This window comes from Clostridium tyrobutyricum DSM 2637 = ATCC 25755 = JCM 11008, from assembly GCF_000359585.1.
In the GTDB taxonomy this organism is placed as follows: Bacteria; Bacillota; Clostridia; order Clostridiales; family Clostridiaceae; genus Clostridium_B; species Clostridium_B tyrobutyricum.
This window is the reverse complement of sequence record NZ_APMH01000017.1, coordinates 63,761-80,667: the sequence shown is the minus strand read 5'-3', so window position 1 is coordinate 80,667 and position 16,907 is coordinate 63,761. Positions and strand designations below refer to the sequence as shown.

Genomic DNA, 16,907 nt, shown 5'->3' with positions numbered 1-16,907 from the left:
ATTTCTATTGACTTTTACTAGCTGGTCTAAATCTTATACTTATAAAATGGATTTTCTATTTCAATTATCTGCGCTTCAATATCACTTACACCTGCATATAAAATAGCTTTTTTACCTTTAAACTCCAGTCCACCGCTGAAAACTACATCATACAGAGTTTCATTTTTACTTGGTCCTGGAAGAAAGTCTTTTCTTTCAGCAATTATTTTTACATCTTTATAAACCATTGAATTAATATTTAATACAAAAGTCATAGGATAATAGTGTTTCATGCCTGTTTCATCCATTTTGGCTATATGACCAAGAAGGCCAATATTTTCTTTATCAATAGGATATATACTGTTTATTCCTCCCCATTCTTCATCAGTAAAAAAATCATTTAATATAGGTGCATCTTCAATTACCCCTATACTTAAATCATTTAGTCTATTGATTTTTATAAATCCTACTTTTCCTCTACCTCCCTTATGTCCCTGGGGACGTGTCAAAACTCCTATAGAACCATCTTTTAACTGTGCTATACGCAAATCCTTCATTCCATCAGGACCTACAAAGAAGAGTTTCAAGTGAAATATGTCCTTTCCTCTATACATTATTGTCCTCCATATAAGATTATATGGGTTATTTATATCGTTGAATACTTCAACTCCACCTACTATCAATTCATCATCCACCCTAGTGAAAAATGGGTCTTCAAGATGCATAATAGGTGATTCTATTATATGACACCATACATTTTCATATTTCTCGAAGAATGAAACCATGGAATCACTTGTACGTTTTGATTCTACTCTTCCAGCTAGAACAGTTCTTCCATTAGTTAAAAAAGGTGAAGTTATATTGTAAACATCCTTATTGAATATACCTATAAAATTGACCCTTTTAGCTATACCTTTAGATTTTTTGATTCTATACTCTTTTAATAATTCGTCACATTTAATAATCATATCAATTACGCCCTTCTAAGATTTAATCTATATCTACAATAATATCAAAATCCCCCACTTGTTAAAATGTGGGGGAAAGTAAACTATTATAATGCTGACTTATATATATTTATGACATCTTGTTTTGAAAGCGGCTTGAATTCTCCCAGTTTTCCATGTCTTGTAGCTCCTTCAGCCATTTTTTCAAAATTCTCTTCATCAATGCCTACTTCTTTAAGTCTGGCAGGAAGTCCCAATGAATTAAAGAATTCGCGTGTTTTCTCTATTGACTCATGTGCTATCGTAAATTTATCTTTATTTTTATCTATAGACCATATATTTATTCCATATTCCACAAATTTGTCTACTGTATTATTATCTAATACATATTCCATCCAATAGGGTGTTAATATAGCCAATCCCACACCATGGGTAATATCATAAAATGCACTTAATTCATGTTCCATGCCATGGACACTCCAACCTTTTACCTTGCCATAATCCAGAAGTCCATTTATCGCAAGACTTGAAGTCCACATTAAATTGGCTCTTGCATCATAATCATCAGGTTTTTCAAGAGCTATAGGGCCATATTTTATACATGTCTTTAAGAGTGCCTCTGCTAATCTGTCCTGAACATAGGCACCTTCTGTATTATTAAAATAGTTTTCCATAATATGACTCATTATATCTGCTGTTCCTGCTGCTGTCTGATTTTTTGATACTGTAAAAGTATAAGTGGGATCAAGTATGGAAAACCTTGGAGCCATATATGAGCTTTTTGTACCTAACTTTTCCTTGGTTTCTTCATTTGTAATAACAGCAAATATGTCCATTTCCGATCCTGTAGCCGCTAATGTTAAAATACTCGCAACAGGAAGTGCTTTCTTTATTTTTGAAGGGTCTGTTACAATATCCCATGGATCTCCTCCATAATAATAGCCTGCCGCTATAGCTTTAGAACAGTCAATTACACTGCCTCCTCCTATTGCCAGTATACAATCTATCCTGTTGTCCCTGCATATTTTTACACCTTGTCTTACACTGGATATTTTAGGATTGGGCTCTACACCTGACAATTCCCAAAATTTTATTTTACTTTCCTTTATAAGTTTAATTGCCAAATCATATATTCCATTTTTCTTTATACTTCCTCCACCATATACAACAAGTACTTTAGCGCCATATCTTTTTAATTGTTTTCCTAGAATACTTATGCTGCCCTTTCCAAAGAAAATCTCTGTTGGAATTGAATAATTAAAGTTAATCAAACTTAAACATCTCCCTTTTGTAAATATAACCCCTTACACGATATCACTTATTAAATCTGCAATAATATAAGTAACCATAAGTAGATAAAAACCTATGGTTACTGTGAACATGTCATAAATATTTTAAATCTATTTTAAAATTTCAAGTGCCTTGTTTACTACATTTTCTACTGTAAATCCAAATTCCTTAAATAGAGTTTTAGCTGGTGCAGATGCTCCAAAATGATCAATACATATTGTTTTTCCATCTAATCCTACATATTTGTGCCATCCAAATGAAGATGCTGCCTCTACTGCCAATCTTTTTCTAACTGATTTAGGTAAAACTTTTTCTTTGTATTCATCACTTTGTTTTTCAAACAATTCAAAGGAAGGAATACTTACAACTCTTGAATCTATTCCCTTCTTTTCAAGTTCTTCTGATGCCTTGTAAACAAGTTCCACTTCTGATCCTGTAGCCATAAGTATTATATCTGGTTCAGATTTCTTTGAATTCTTTATTATATATGCACCCTTTAAGGCCTCAATTCCAGTCTCTTTATAAAGGGGAAGGTTCTGTCTTGTAAGTACGAGACAAGTTGGTCCTTCAGCTTTTGTAAGAGCATAGTCCCAAGCAGCTGCGGTTTCCTTTGAATCTGCCGGTCTAAATACAGTCATATTAGGGGTACTTCTAAGAGCTGCAAGTTGTTCAATTGGTTCATGTGTAGGACCATCTTCACCTACTCCAATGCTATCATGGGTAAGTACGTAAGTTACAGGTAATTTCATAAGTGCAGAAAGTCTCATAGCTCCCTTCATATAGTCTGAAAACACAAAGAAAGTTGCTACAAATACCTTTAATCCACCATATAAGGTCATTCCATTTGCAAAAGCTGCCATGGCATGTTCTCTTATACCAAAATGAAGGTTTCTACCTGATCTGTCATCCTTTGAAAAGTCCCCTTCTCCATTCATGTGAGTTTTATTAGATGGTGCTAAATCTGCCGATCCACCTATAAGGTTTGGAACTATCTTGTCGATTTTATTTAATATTGTACCGGATGAAGCTCTAGTAGCCATAGGTTTATCGAATTCCCAAATATCTTTTTCAGTGTCTAAATCAACTGCTACTTTTCCACTTAACCACAGCTTCAATTCTTTTGAGAGTTCTGGATACTTATTATCATATTCTGTTTTTAACTGATTCCATTGTTCTTCTTCATTTGACAACTCATCAATTCTCTGATCCAGATAATCTCTTACTTCTTTTGGCACATAAAATTCTTCATCGTAATTCCATCCAAGGAACTTCTTTGCAGCCTTTAAATTTTCTTCTCCTAGCGGCTCACCATGAGCTGAAGATTTTCCCTGCTTATCAGGGCATCCATATCCAATTTGTGTCTTTACTATTACAACACTTGGTTTATTTGTCTCCGCTTTAGCTTTTTTTATAGCAGCATCTATTTTATCAACATCATTTCCTTCTGGAACTTCAATTGCCTGCCATCCACATGCTTCAAATTTCTTTGCTGTATCTTCCGTAAATGCTAAATCCGTACTTCCCTCTATTGTTATATTGTTGCAATCATATACTAACACAAGTTTTCCAAGTGCCAATTTTCCTGCAAGAGAAATCGCCTCTAAAGCAACACCTTCCATAAGGCATCCATCTCCAGTAAGGACAAAAGTATAGTTATCTATTATATTGTAGCCTGGTTTGTTGAATTTAGCTGCCATAAATTGCTCTGCCGCTGCCATTCCAACTGCATTTGCGACACCCTGTCCAAGTGGTCCCGTAGTAGTTTCCACTCCTATTGTATGGCCATACTCTGGATGTCCAGGTGTTTTGCTGTTCCACTGACGAAAACCTTTTAAATCTTCAGTTGTAAGTCCATAATTAAATAAGTGGAGTAGTGAGTATAACATAGCAGATCCATGTCCAGCAGAAAGCACAAATCTATCTCTACCTATCCATTTTGGATTCTTAGGATTATGTTTCATATTTTTTGCCCAGATTGCATATGCTTCCGGAGCTGCACCCATTGGAAGACCTGGATGTCCTGAATTAGCTTTTTGTACCATCTCTGCTGAAAGTATTCTGATATTGTTTACTACCAAACTGTCCATATTTTTCATATAGAATTTTCACTCCTTAGTTTTTTATTTAAAAACCACTTTGCATCTTAAACAATGTGACTATAAATTCTTAATTTACAAGTGTACCTATTATATTGTACAAAAGTTTTATGTTATATTCAACCCATGTCAGCCTATCTCATTTAGGAATTAAAGAGTAATGTACATCCTGTACTATACTCAAATTCTTTCTTTATATTACATAATATTTCATCATTTTGAGTTTCTTGCAGTTTCAAACTTAATGTCAAATTAGATATATTAAAAGATGGATTTTTTTTCAACACTATATTGTTCATACTGCAAAGTAAACTCGCTTTATTGATTATTTCATTTTGATTTATACTATTTGATATTTTCATATTCCATCCTGTAGTTTCAACCAACTTATTTATAGTATTATTATACTTTTTTCCAATTGCAGGTGTTATAAAAACAAGTTCTATATACTTGTCATTTTGATAGGTTTTTATACTTTTCTTATATGGCTTGAATTCCTTATCTTTAAATTCATTTTCAATAAAATTCAGAGCTTTATTTTGTTCCATTATATCCTTATCCCTATTGACTTTTATTATATCATCATTAATTGCTATATCTGCATTGTAATCTAGAGAACTCACCATAATAGCAAGACCTGTATTCTCAGTAAATTTATGCAATATATTCTCATTTACATGAAAATTTGAATTAATATTAACCTCAACACAATTTTTTTCCAATCTATATGATATCTTTTTTATATCTGCGTTATAAAAAATTTCTTTTATAATTCTACTTGCCTCGTTTATATTTATAGAATCAGATATCCTCACCTTCCAGTTGTTGTCCTGTTCAAATTTTTCTATGATTTTGTATATTTTTTTATCCACTACAGATGGAAAATCAAAACTTAGAATCACTTTCTTCTCATCATATATTAAACTTGCCTTTTTAAATTTAAATTCTTTAAAATACCTATTTATCAAATCATTTAATTCATTTGGCTTAAGTTCCTTGGGCTTTAAGGCCTCTTCTACTTCCTCTCTGGATTTAGCCTTAAATAAAAACAATCTTTTCATGTCATTTTCAAAGTAGACTGAATTGATTATACACTGTTGAAATTCAAATATATATTTTTTATATCCACTCCATATATATGTAAGTTCTTCTATGGTAAAAAATTTCTGGCCATAATTTTCAATCGTGAATTTCCACAATTTATCTATATTTTCTTCATTTAAAATACTCTTTTCTCCAAGAGTTTTATCTATTTTTCTAAACCACTGTTTTCTTGGCCTGTTTATATTCACCTCATAACTTTCACCACACTTTGGAGAATATACTCTTGCTATTGTCTCAAGTGAAATTTCCCTTGAAAAATTTCTTACTACATTTTCATTTCCATGTACCATAAATATATTTCTAGGAAGCAACATTTTTATAAGCGACTTTATTTCTTCTTTGTCACTATGTGCAGAAAGCCCTATGTTTTCAACTCTGCATCTTGCTGGAACTATTTTGCCATTTATTTCAATTTTTTTGTCTTCATCACTTTTATCCAGTAAACTTAAAAGTTTCCTACCTGGGGATTCCTCATCCTGATAACCTGTTATAACTATATAGTTATTCTCTAAAGGAACTAGTTTTTCAGCATAGTACTGGCTAAATCCACCTGTAAGCATTCCAGAACTTGAAATTATAATACAGCTGTTTTTACTATCAAGTATTTTTTCTCTGGATTTTTTATCTTCTACACATATTATATTATCATCATAAAATGGCTCAATACCACGAAGAATCTTTTTTCCCAAAGAATTTTTAAGATAGGTGGGATTGAACTTATAAACTCTGTTTATATCTCTTATCATTCCATCTACATATATTTTTATATCTTGAATAATACCTTTATTTATTGCTTTTTTTATTGTAAGTATTACTTCCTGGGCCCTTCCAAGTGCAAATGCCGGAATCAACATTTTCCCATTGTTTTCAATGCACTCTTTTATTATATCTATAAGTCTTTGTTCTTCTACTTCTCTATTTGAATGGAGTCTGTCACCATAAGTAGTTTCAAATATTCCAATATCAGGTCTTAACTTTGGCAATTTTAATCCCTCTACAGTTCTCTGGGAAAATAGGGAAAAATCTCCTGAATAAAATAATGAACCTTCAGAGGATTTTATATAAACACAGCAAGCCCCTGCTATATGTCCCGCATTATAAAAACATATTTTCATATCATCAAATATGTTAAATTCGACCATATAATTAATGGTCACTATACGATTCAACATTGACTTTACATCTTTTTCCGCATAAAGTGGAATTTCAGATTCTCTATTGTTCATTATTTTCAAACTGTCATAGAGCAATACCTTCATTAAATCTTTGGTCATAATATTGGTATATATTTTGGCCATTGGATACTCTTTACTTATTATAGGGAGGCATCCTATGTGGTCCATATGAGCATGGCTTATTATTATGGCATCAACTCCACCATTGTCCTGAATAATTTTAAAATCAGGAATAGGGTCCTTAGCTGCTCCCTGCCTTATTCCACAATCAAGCAGTATATTTTTATGGCTAATTTTTAAAAGTATACTGCTTCCTCCAACTTCACAAGCTCCTCCTAAAAATGAGATGTTCAAATTAATCACCTGCCAACAATCAATAAAATATTTTTTAAATTTTCGAATTTATCCTATTTACATCATAAGGGGTTTTCTGATATACATAATAATTCAACCAGTTTGAAAACAATAAATTGGAATGTGCCCTCCAATTTACTATAGGTGGTTTTGAAGGATCATCATCTTTGAAATAGTGTTTCGGTACATTTATATTCAAGCCTTTATCTATATCCCTGTCATATTCTGATTTTAAAGTTAAAGGATCATATTCCGAGTGTCCCATTACAAAAATTTGTCTTCCCTGTTTTGCATAAACTATATATACTCCTGCCTCATCGGATTCAGAAATTATAGTCAAATCCCTGACCTTTTCTATATCATTTCTTCTAACTTCAGTATTTCTGGAGTGGGGAGCAAAGAATTCATCATCAAATCCTCTAAGCAATTTTAAATTCTTATTTGTTATTCTATGTTTAAAAACTCCAAACATCTTTTCAGCAAAACTGTATTTAGGTACATTGTAGTGATGATAAAGGCCTGCCTGTGCACCCCAGCATATGTGAAGAGTTGAATACACATTGTGTAAACTCCAGTCCATTATCTCCTCAAGTTCTTCCCAATATTCCACCTGTTCAAATTCCAATGTTTCTACCGGTGCTCCTGTAATAATAAGTCCATCAAATTTTTGATCTTTTATATCATCAAATACTTTATAAAATGTCATTAGATATTCCTGCGAAATATTCTTTGAAACATGTGTTTTAGGATGAAGCAGTTCCACTTCGATCTGAAGTGCGTTATTACTTATAAGTCTTAAAAGCTGAACCTCTGTAGTAATTTTAAGAGGCATAAGATTTAAAATTGCAATTTTCAGAGGCCTTATGTCCTGGTGAAAAGCTGCGTTTTCATGCATTATAAATATATTCTCTTTATTTAAAATATCCGCTGCGGGTAAATCATCTTTAACTTTGATAGGCATTGTTCTATCCCCCTTAATGCTATTAAAATTAGATTATTGTTGCTATACATTATATCACATGTATCCATCCAATTTATAAAATTTATTTATTTTTTATTGTGTTTATACAGATTTTATATTATAATAATGACTATATTAAAGGTTAAGAAGGAAAGAAGTAATTTAGTATATCATTTAGAGAAACAGTGCTTGGTGAAAACTGTCTGAGATACTTTATGAAATACATTCCTGAACTGCAGGCTGAATTTACAAGTAGGCCGAGCCGCTTCACTTCCGTTAAGAGTAAGAGATGAACATTAATTTGTTTTGAACTAGGGTGGTACCACGATTAAATCGTCCCTTAATCGCAGGTATTTTTTTATTGCCTGATTTTTGTTTCAGCACATTTATTGTTCAACTAGGGTGGTACCACGATTAAAACGTCCCTTGGCCAGGGGATGTTTTTTGTTTTTCAAAGCACTATTAACTATAAAATTAAGGGAGATTATAAAATGAATATATCTTTAATAATAATTATTTTATATATATTAATGCTCTTCATAATAAGCCTTGTTGCAAGGAAAAGAGCATCAAAAAGCAGTGAAAGCTATACATTGGCTGCAAGACAGCTTACAACTCCACTTGTAACCTGTTCACTTATAGGAATGGCAATAGGCGGTGCTTCAACTATAGGTGTTGCTGAACAAGCTTATGAAGTAGGCCTGTCCGCAGGTTGGTACAGTGTAGCCTGGGGTATTGCCGCCATAGTCATGGGAATAGCTGTAGCCGGCAAATACAGGGAATTCAAAGTATCTACTGTACCTGAACTCTTTGGTAAATTCTATGATGAGAAAGGAAGATTTATTTGCGTTATATGTCAGATAATAATTCTTATTGTAGTTGTATCTCTTCAATATATCGCAGGAGGGGCCATTTTATCAGCACTATTACCAGGTGTATTCACATTAAAAACCGGTATGATAGTAAGTGCCTGTGTATTTGTAGGTATAACTTTTATAGGTGGAATGTGGTCTGCCGGATTATGTAATTTATTCAATGTTCCATTAAAATATATAGGAATTATATTGTGTACAATATTAGCTGTAGTTTCAAGAGGTGGACTAAATAATATAAAAATGGAGCTTCCACACAATATTCCTTATTTTAGTGCTGTAAAAGGTACTGGCATATGGATAATTTTAAGTTGGATTTTAGTTATGACTACCCAAGTGATGTCCATGCAAGGGCCTGTACAACTGACTTTTGCAGCCAAGACTCCAAAAATAGCCAGGAAAAGTTTTATAATCGGCGGCTTGCTTATGATTCCAATAGGATTTCTGTGTGCCTTAATAGGTATGGCTTCTAAAACTGCCTTTCCGGATTTAAATGCAACTATGGCATTACCTAAAATGATATTGTCTTTAAATCCTGTTGCAGCCGGTATAACTCTTGCAGCTCTTTGGGCCGCTGATGTATCCACGGCATGTAACTTACTGCTTGGGGCATCTACATTATTTACCCATGACATATATGTGAAACTTATAAATCCTAAAATGAAGACTAAAAATTATACCATAATGACAAAGTTCTTTGTAATATTTCTTGGTGTATTGACTTTTATATTGGCTCTATCCATGTCAGGAATATTAAAAACTATATCAGTTGGTTTAAGTCTATGCACGGCATTTACAATTGTATTTTTATTTACAATATTTATGCCTAAATTATGCAGAAAAAGCTCAGCATTTTTTACAACTTTAGCTGGTATAATAGTTTTATTTTTATGGGAATTAGTACCTAATATTAGAATATTTCCTCATGTAATATTTATGGAATGGATTGTATGTCTTATAATATTTCTGATGATAGCCCTTATTGACAAGAAAAAAATATCTGTAAATTAATTCAAAAGACCGTTGAAAATACAACGGTCTTTTATAAAAGTTATATAAATTTCAAGCTAATATCCATAGCCTTTACTGAATGGGTTAAATTACCTATAGATATCAAATCAACTCCTGTAGATGCAATAGCTTGAACATTCTCTTCATTTACATTCCCAGACGCTTCTAATATAAATTTTTTATTTACAAACTCCACTGCCTTCTTCATGGTTCCTAAGTCCATATTGTCCAACATTATTACATCAGCTTCAGTACATACGGCTTCTTTAAGTTGAGATAAATTTTCCACTTCAACTTCGATTTTAGTCGTAAATGGCAGTTTCCCTTTTATTATTTCAACTGCTTTTTTTATGGATCCAACTGCTTTTATATGATTGTCTTTGAGCATTGCATAATCTGATAAATTCAATCTATGGTTATATCCACCTCCTACAGTTACAGAATACTTGTCCAGTATTCTAAAACCCGGCAGAGTTTTTCTAGTATCAACTATTTTGACATCATAATCTTTTACCATATCAACTATACTATTAGTTTTAGTCGCTATTCCACACATTCTCTGCATTATATTAAGTGCAACCCTCTCACCTTTTAATATGGATTTTGAATTACCCTCTATTTCTGCAATTGTATCTCCGAATTTTACCATATCTCCATCTTTCAAACTATTTTTAAATACTATATCTTTATCTAGAGTATGAAATACTCTCTTTGCTATTTCAATTCCAGCTACAATTCCATGCTCCTTGGCAATAAATCTTCCCCTTGAAACTTCATTTCCTTCAAATAAAGTATCTGTGGTAATATCTCCATAATTTATATCTTCTATAAGAGCACTTTTAATAAACTCATCAACTATTAAATAATTCAAATTCAAAACCTCCAGATCTATTTAACCAAACTTTTACAGTATTCTTCAACATAATTGCTGCCTATTGATATTTTACTCTGTAGGGCAGCAGAAATAATGGAATGGGCCACTTGATACATATTATATATTTCCATATAATCCATACTGTCAAATTCCAAATTTTCTAATTCATCTATTTTATTATCCACATATTTTAATGAATAATTGAGTTTATCAACATTTCTAATTATTCCAACATTCTGTTCCATTAATTCTTTCAAGTGATCCTTTATAATCTGGAATTCAATTTTTCTATTATTGTCTATACATGAATATTTATCTTCTATAGCACTCCTGCAGAAATCATTCTTTTCTTCATATTCGTAATTTTTTATCCTCTCTGAAATATCAAGAGCTGCCCTTCTGCCAAAAACTACTGCCTCCATAAGTGAATTGCTTGCAAGTCTGTTAGATCCATGTACTCCTGTACATGCACATTCTCCAACTGCATATAAATCTTCAATATTAGTTCTACTATGCATATCCACCTTTATTCCCCCCATAAAATAATGTTGGGCGGGAGTTACTGGAATATATTCCTCATCCATTTCTACTCCGAAATCTTTACATTTACTGTAGATAGTTTTAAATCTATGCTGTAAAAAATTTTTATTGTACATAGTGGCATCCAAATACACATATTTTGATTTAAACTTATCCATCTGATCTTTAATTGCTCTTGCAACAATATCTCTTGGAGCCATATCTTTTCTTGCATCATAGTCTTTCATAAAAGTGTCTTTATAAATATTTCTAAGTACTGCTCCTTCTCCTCTAACTGCTTCTGATATTAAAAACATTCTTTTCTTAACATTATTACAAAAAAATGCAGTAGGATGAAATTGTACATATTCCATATTTTCTAGCACAGCTCCTGCTCTACTTGCCATTGCAATGCCATCACCTGTAAGTACATCTACATTTGTAGTTTTTGAGAATATCTGTCCAATTCCTCCTGATGCAATAATACAAAATTTAGTCTTGAAATATAAAAATTTTTTATTATGATATGCAGTTACTCCTGTACACTTTTTGTTATTATCTACAATGTCTATTGCAAAAATGTCACTTATAACATCTATATTTTCTGCACTTTTAACCTGATTTATGAGTACATCCATTATTCCCTTGCCTGTAGCATCTCCATTTACGTGAAGAATTCTTGGGAAAGAATGATTTGCCTCCAGAGATCTATAAAAATCTCCTTTAGAATTTCTGTCAAAATCTACTCCCAATCCAATTAATTTATCAATAGCAATCTGTGATTCATCTACAAGTATCTTTACAGCATCTAAATTATTTACATAACAACCTGCATTTATAGTATCTTTTATATGAAGTGATCTATCATCATCTTCTATGCTTGCCGCAATTCCTCCTTGTGCAAGACAAGAATCGGAATCATATATATCTTTTTTACTAAACACCGCTATTTTTAAATTTTTTGGAAGCATCAATGACATATAAAGTCCTGCTATACCAGCACCTATTATAACTATGTCATAACCTTTTTCAATTTCAAAATTTTTATTATAGTTTACCAAATATCTTCTCAATTATACCGCCTTCCATTCTAATGGATTATTGAACACAGAGCATTTTTTCAAGAGAACCCAATGCCTGCACCCTTGTATCTTCAGGAATAAATATCTCATTTTCCATATTCGTCAGTGCATTATATACATCTTCAAGTGTTGTCATCTTCATATTCTCACACACTAATCTTTTACTGAGCAAATAAAACTCTTTTTCCGGATTATCATTTTTCATCTTATGTAGTACACCAATTTCAGTACCTATTATAAATTCTTTACTAGTAGAATTTTTAGCATAGTCAATTATCTGAGAAGTACTTCCTACAAAATCCGCGCTTTCCCTTATTTCTTCAGAAACTTCTGGATGGACCAATATCTCAGCGTATGGATGCTCCTCTTTAGCCTTAAATACATCATCCATCGTTATTCTGGCATGAGTAATACAGTGACCTGCCCATGGTATTATCTCTTTATTATCAACTTTTTCTTCAACATAAGATGCAAGATTCTGATCTGGCACAAAAATCACCTGATCAGCATCTATACTTTCTACAACTTTAACAGCATTTGAAGAAGTACAACATATATCACTTATAGCTTTAACCTCTGTTGAAGAATTAACATAACATACAACTTTTGCATCTGGATACTTTCTCTTTTCTCTTTCAAGCTGTTTCCTATTTATAGAATCTGCAAGTGGACATCCTGCATATTTTGCGGGTAAAAGCACAATCTTGTCCGGTGATAAAATTTTTGCACTTTCCGCCATGAATTTTACCCCACAAAATACTATAACTTTCTTGTCTATATTTGCAGCAGCTCTGCTGAGAGCAAAAGAATCCCCTACTATATCTGCTATATCCTGAACTTCCGGCAATTGATAGTTATGTGCCAGTATACAGGCATCTTTTTCTACTTTTAATCTGTTTATTTCATCTATTAAAGATAGATTTTTCATATCTACACCTCTGAAAAATATTTATACGAGTTTACTGTATATACACTAGTATATACTAATTTTTATATTTTAACAATGCTCACAAAAAAAACTGCCTCAAAATAATTACTTCATAAATTGAGGCAGTTGTTAAATATTTATCTTTTATTTAAATATGTCCATTTGGAAAGAGATAGAGCAGTATACACAAAAAGTGACACACGCTGCCGCCCATTACAAACAAATGCCATATAGCATGATTATATGGTATTCTTTCAAATAAATAGAGCATTGCTCCCGCAGTATATATTATACCTCCTGCAAACAACAGCACTATACCAGCAGTTGGAAGAAGCATCAGGAGCCTTTTCATTGCAAAGACTATAAGCCATCCCATTACAATATATATTACAGTAGAAAGTACATTAAATTTTCCTGTCCAAAATACTTTCATTATTATACCTATAATAGCAAGTGCCCATATTATTCCAAAAATGTACCAACCTATTGTTGGTCTCAGCACTGTAAGTGTAAATGGAGTATATGTACCGGCTATCAATAAATAAATCGAAGCATGATCAAATATTCTAAATAATTTTTTTATCTTTATATTTATAATACTGTGATATAGTGTTGATTCCAAATACAATATCAAAAGAGATATGCCATATATAGTATAACTTATTACATACCATTCATCTCCTTTATGATGTGCAAATACAATCAAAAGAACTAGAGCTGCAACTGATAAAAGTGTTCCTACTGCATGGGTTATTACATTTGCAATTTCTTCTTTTCTTGTATAAAAGCCTAAATTTCCTTCCAAACAAACCACTTCCTTATATATCAATTAATCATATTTCATTATATAGTTTTTAAAACTATGTGTTATATTTATAATGATATCATAATAAATATCCATATTCAATACCGTATTCAATTATTTATATTTTATATAATAAATTATAACTATATACAATAAATTTACTGTATAATATATAATAAATATTAAAACAAGTGAGGTACTAAAATGTTAAAACGTGATATTACAAATGAATTGGCAGAAAATTTTATTAACTATTTGAGTAAATTGGAAATTGAAAAAAGCAATAACGACTACGATAAATCACTGGCAATAATAGACTCTGCATTTAAGGATATATTTAAATTGGGAATAAAATTTTTCAATTCACTTTCCAATGAAAACTTGATAGACATGACAAGTACAAATGGAAAAGCAAGTGCTGACAAATGTATAATGATGGCTAAACTTTTTGAAGAAGAGGCCAAAATATTAGAAATTCAGAATAAATTAGATGACTCATTCTATATAAACCAAAAATCTTTGAATATATTTTTAGATACTTATAATGCCGAAAATGATACCTGCACTTTAAAAAAATTTTTTTCTGACATACCAGACATAATAGATAGGCTTATTGAATATAAATTGCCCACTTCCCTAGAAATAAAAATACGTGACTATTATACAATGGAAAGTAAATTTGATAAAGCAGATAACATCGCTTATGAGATATTGGAGGAAAGTAATAACGACAATCAAATTATACATGAAACATTAAATTTTTATAAAAAGCTTTTATTAAAAGAAGATTCATTGTTAATCAAAGGTGGAATTACAAAATCGGAGATTGAAGAATCTATAAGAGATCTTGAAATCAAACTTTAAAATATTTAAATATTATAAATAAAACCCACCATGCCGCAAGATTGAGTTATTTGAACCCGCTCTCAAGCAGGTGGGCACCGCCTTTCTGCTTCCTGTTTCCAATATATAAATTGGATCTCATTCCACAAAAAGAGATAGGTTCCCTTTTTCAATATGTTCGGTCAATATGAACTCAATCTACGCACACAGCAGGATTTATTTCTATATATATTATACTACAATTTTTTTAATTTATCCATAATCAGCAATATTGTTTTACTTATGTTTTACATCTATGTTAAGTTCTTGTAATTGTATGTCGTCCACTACATTTGGTGCTTCTGACATAGGACAAAATGCATTTTGATTTTTTGGAAAAGTTATTACATCTTTTATATTTTCAGTACCTGCCAAAAACATTATCATTCTGTCGAATCCATAAGCAAGACCTCCATGTGGTGGTGGTCCATACTTAAATGCCTGAAGCAGGAAGCCAAATCTCTCCCATGCAGATTCATCCGTAAATCCAAGGACTTCAAACATCTTTTGCTGAAGTTCGGTATCATGTATCCTTATGCTGCCCCCGCCTAATTCTTCACCATTCAATACTATATCATAGGCCTTAGCTCTAACTCTACCTGGATCACTTTCTAAATACTGTATGTCTTCATCCATGGGCATAGTAAAAGGATGATGTTCTGCCTGATATCTTTTCTCATCTTCATTGTATGATAGTAGAGGAAATTCCGTTATCCATACAAATTTAAATTCATGATTGTCGGAAAGTATTCCGGTCTCCTTTGCCATATGTACCCTAAGAGCACCTAAGCTTTGGAATACTATCTTATTCTTGTCTGCAGCTATTAATATAAGATCTCCAACTTTAGCATTAAGTTTTTCAAATATGGCATCAATTTTATCCTGTTTTAAGAATTTAGATATGGATGACTTTATTCCATCATCTCTATTTGCTATCCAAACAAGTCCTTTAGCTCCATAGTCTTTCACAAATTCAACTAATTTATCTATCTGTTTTCTTCCCATTTTAGCACAATTTTCAACTTTTATAGCTCTAACTGACCCACCTGACTCAATTGCACCTTTAAATACTCTGAAGTCCATGTCACTTACAATATCGGTTATATCATTTATCTCCATTCCAAATCTAAGATCTGGTTTGTCGCTTCCGTATTTTTCCATTGCAACTTTATAAGGCATTCTAGCTATAGGAAGTTTTACATCTATTCCTGATATTTCCTTAAATATTTTCTTAATAAGTCTTTCATTTAATTCTATTATGTCGTCTTCCTCTACGAATGAAAGCTCCATATCAACCTGGGTAAATTCAGGCTGCCTATTAGCTCTCAAGTCCTCATCTCTGAAGCATTTTGCAATTTGAAAATACCTATCATACCCTGATACCATCAAAAGTTGTTTGAAAAGCTGTGGAGATTGTGGCAATGCATAAAATTTTCCTGGGAAATTTCTACTTGGAACAAGATAATCTCTTGCACCTTCTGGAGTACTCTTTGTAAGAATTGGAGTCTCCATCTCAAGAAAACCTTCTTTATCCATAAAATCTCTTATAACTTTTGCTGTTTTATGCCTTATCTTAAATATCCTCTGCATATCAGGTCTTCTTAAATCCAAATATCTATATTTCAATCTTATATTTTCAGCAGCATCTAAATTTTCCTTTATATATATAGGAGGCGTTTCAGATTCAGAAAATACTTTTATATATTCACCCTTTAATTCAACCATCCCTGTAGGTATCTCGTTGTTTACAGATTGTCTTTTTACTAATGTACCCTTAACTGCAATACAATACTCGGGTTTAACATTATCTGCTTTTTCAAATGCTTCCTGGTTTATTTTTTCTCCAAATACCGCCTGAACTATTCCAGTCCTGTCTCTTAAATCTATAAATATAAGTCCTCCAAGATTTCTCTTTCTCTGGACCCATCCCATTACTGTAAATTCATTTCCGATGTTCTCTTCTTTTAAAACACCACACATAGAAGTTCTTTTAAGTCCTTTCAAAGATTCTCCCATTATTTTCAACTC

The 16,907-nt window shown here is 32.0% G+C and carries 12 protein-coding genes, 1 other RNA gene and 1 other annotated feature; of the genes, 2 read left to right on the top strand and 11 right to left on the bottom strand.

Annotated features, from left to right (window positions below; genetic code table 11):
• Positions 1 to 26: 26 nt before the first annotated feature.
• From J418_RS0108565 to metA, 5 genes are all read right to left on the bottom strand, one after another.
• The gene (locus tag J418_RS0108565; protein ID WP_017752785.1) at positions 27 to 947 is read right to left on the bottom strand and encodes a DUF1861 family protein; all 921 of its coding nucleotides are present in this window, start codon (positions 945 to 947) and stop codon (positions 27 to 29) included.
• A gap of 86 nt (positions 948 to 1,033) precedes the next feature.
• Entirely contained in the window at positions 1,034 to 2,197 is a 1,164-nt protein-coding gene (locus J418_RS0108560; RefSeq protein ID WP_017752786.1) for an iron-containing alcohol dehydrogenase, read from the bottom strand.
• 129 nt (positions 2,198 to 2,326) lie between these two features.
• Positions 2,327 to 4,312 carry a transketolase gene (tkt, locus tag J418_RS0108555; protein WP_017752787.1) on the bottom strand — a complete coding sequence of 662 codons (1,986 nt, stop codon included), beginning with the start codon at positions 4,310 to 4,312 and terminating at the stop codon, positions 2,327 to 2,329.
• A gap of 143 nt (positions 4,313 to 4,455) precedes the next feature.
• A complete protein-coding gene (locus J418_RS0108550) occupies positions 4,456 to 6,945 on the bottom strand; it encodes an MBL fold metallo-hydrolase (RefSeq protein ID WP_017895370.1) in 2,490 nt (829 codons plus the stop codon).
• Between the two features lie 34 nt (positions 6,946 to 6,979).
• Positions 6,980 to 7,906 carry a homoserine O-acetyltransferase MetA gene (gene metA / locus J418_RS0108545; RefSeq protein WP_017895369.1) on the bottom strand — a complete coding sequence of 309 codons (927 nt, stop codon included), beginning with the start codon at positions 7,904 to 7,906 and terminating at the stop codon, positions 6,980 to 6,982.
• Between the two features lie 135 nt (positions 7,907 to 8,041).
• Positions 8,042 to 8,250, top strand: a binding site (T-box leader).
• Between the two features lie 147 nt (positions 8,251 to 8,397).
• On the opposite strand from metA, the gene J418_RS0108540 reads away from it, so the two are divergent.
• Positions 8,398 to 9,789 carry a sodium:solute symporter family protein gene (locus tag J418_RS0108540; protein WP_017752790.1) on the top strand — a complete coding sequence of 464 codons (1,392 nt, stop codon included), beginning with the start codon at positions 8,398 to 8,400 and terminating at the stop codon, positions 9,787 to 9,789.
• Positions 9,790 to 9,829: 40 nt separating this feature from the next.
• Here the strand turns inward: J418_RS0108540 and nadC are convergent, their stop codons facing one another.
• From nadC to trhA, 4 genes are all read right to left on the bottom strand, one after another.
• Positions 9,830 to 10,660, bottom strand: coding sequence for a carboxylating nicotinate-nucleotide diphosphorylase (nadC, locus tag J418_RS0108535; protein WP_017752791.1), 831 nt, complete (start codon positions 10,658 to 10,660; stop codon positions 9,830 to 9,832).
• A 17-nt stretch (positions 10,661 to 10,677) separates the two neighbouring features.
• A complete protein-coding gene (nadB, locus tag J418_RS0108530) occupies positions 10,678 to 12,255 on the bottom strand; it encodes an L-aspartate oxidase (protein WP_017752792.1) in 1,578 nt (525 codons plus the stop codon).
• Between the two features lie 25 nt (positions 12,256 to 12,280).
• Positions 12,281 to 13,192: a quinolinate synthase NadA gene (nadA, locus tag J418_RS0108525; RefSeq protein ID WP_017895368.1), complete on the bottom strand. Its 912-nt coding sequence runs from the start codon at positions 13,190 to 13,192 to the stop codon at positions 12,281 to 12,283.
• Positions 13,193 to 13,340: 148 nt separating this feature from the next.
• The gene (gene trhA, locus J418_RS0108520) at positions 13,341 to 13,997 is read right to left on the bottom strand and encodes a PAQR family membrane homeostasis protein TrhA (RefSeq protein WP_017752794.1); all 657 of its coding nucleotides are present in this window, start codon (positions 13,995 to 13,997) and stop codon (positions 13,341 to 13,343) included.
• A 204-nt stretch (positions 13,998 to 14,201) separates the two neighbouring features.
• Here trhA and J418_RS0108515 point away from each other — a divergent pair, with 204 nt between their 5' ends.
• The gene (locus tag J418_RS0108515; protein ID WP_017752795.1) at positions 14,202 to 14,861 is read left to right on the top strand and encodes a DUF6483 family protein; all 660 of its coding nucleotides are present in this window, start codon (positions 14,202 to 14,204) and stop codon (positions 14,859 to 14,861) included.
• A gap of 18 nt (positions 14,862 to 14,879) precedes the next feature.
• On the opposite strand, the gene ssrS is transcribed toward J418_RS0108515, so the two are convergent.
• Together ssrS and aspS are read right to left on the bottom strand one after the other, a co-directional pair.
• Positions 14,880 to 15,059: non-coding RNA, 6S RNA (ssrS, locus tag J418_RS16105), on the bottom strand.
• Positions 15,060 to 15,116: 57 nt separating this feature from the next.
• Positions 15,117 to 16,895, bottom strand: a complete 1,779-nt coding sequence (gene aspS / locus J418_RS0108510; RefSeq protein ID WP_017752796.1) for an aspartate--tRNA ligase — start codon at positions 16,893 to 16,895, stop codon at positions 15,117 to 15,119.
• Positions 16,896 to 16,907 lie beyond the last annotated feature (12 nt).

Bases quoted from the DNA above. Each gene is read 5' to 3' on its own strand.
- J418_RS0108565 (WP_017752785.1), bottom strand. From the start codon at position 947: ATGATTATTAAATGTGACGAATTATTAAAAGAGTATAGAATCAAAAAA.
- tkt (WP_017752787.1), bottom strand. From the start codon at position 4,312: ATGAAAAATATGGACAGTTTGGTAGTAAACAATATCAGAATACTTTCA.
- metA (WP_017895369.1), bottom strand. From the start codon at position 7,906: ATGCCTATCAAAGTTAAAGATGATTTACCCGCAGCGGATATTTTAAAT.
- J418_RS0108540 (WP_017752790.1), top strand. From the start codon at position 8,398: ATGAATATATCTTTAATAATAATTATTTTATATATATTAATGCTCTTC.
- nadA (WP_017895368.1), bottom strand. From the start codon at position 13,192: ATGAAAAATCTATCTTTAATAGATGAAATAAACAGATTAAAAGTAGAA.
- J418_RS0108515 (WP_017752795.1), top strand. From the start codon at position 14,202: ATGTTAAAACGTGATATTACAAATGAATTGGCAGAAAATTTTATTAAC.
- aspS (WP_017752796.1), bottom strand. From the start codon at position 16,895: ATGGGAGAATCTTTGAAAGGACTTAAAAGAACTTCTATGTGTGGTGTT.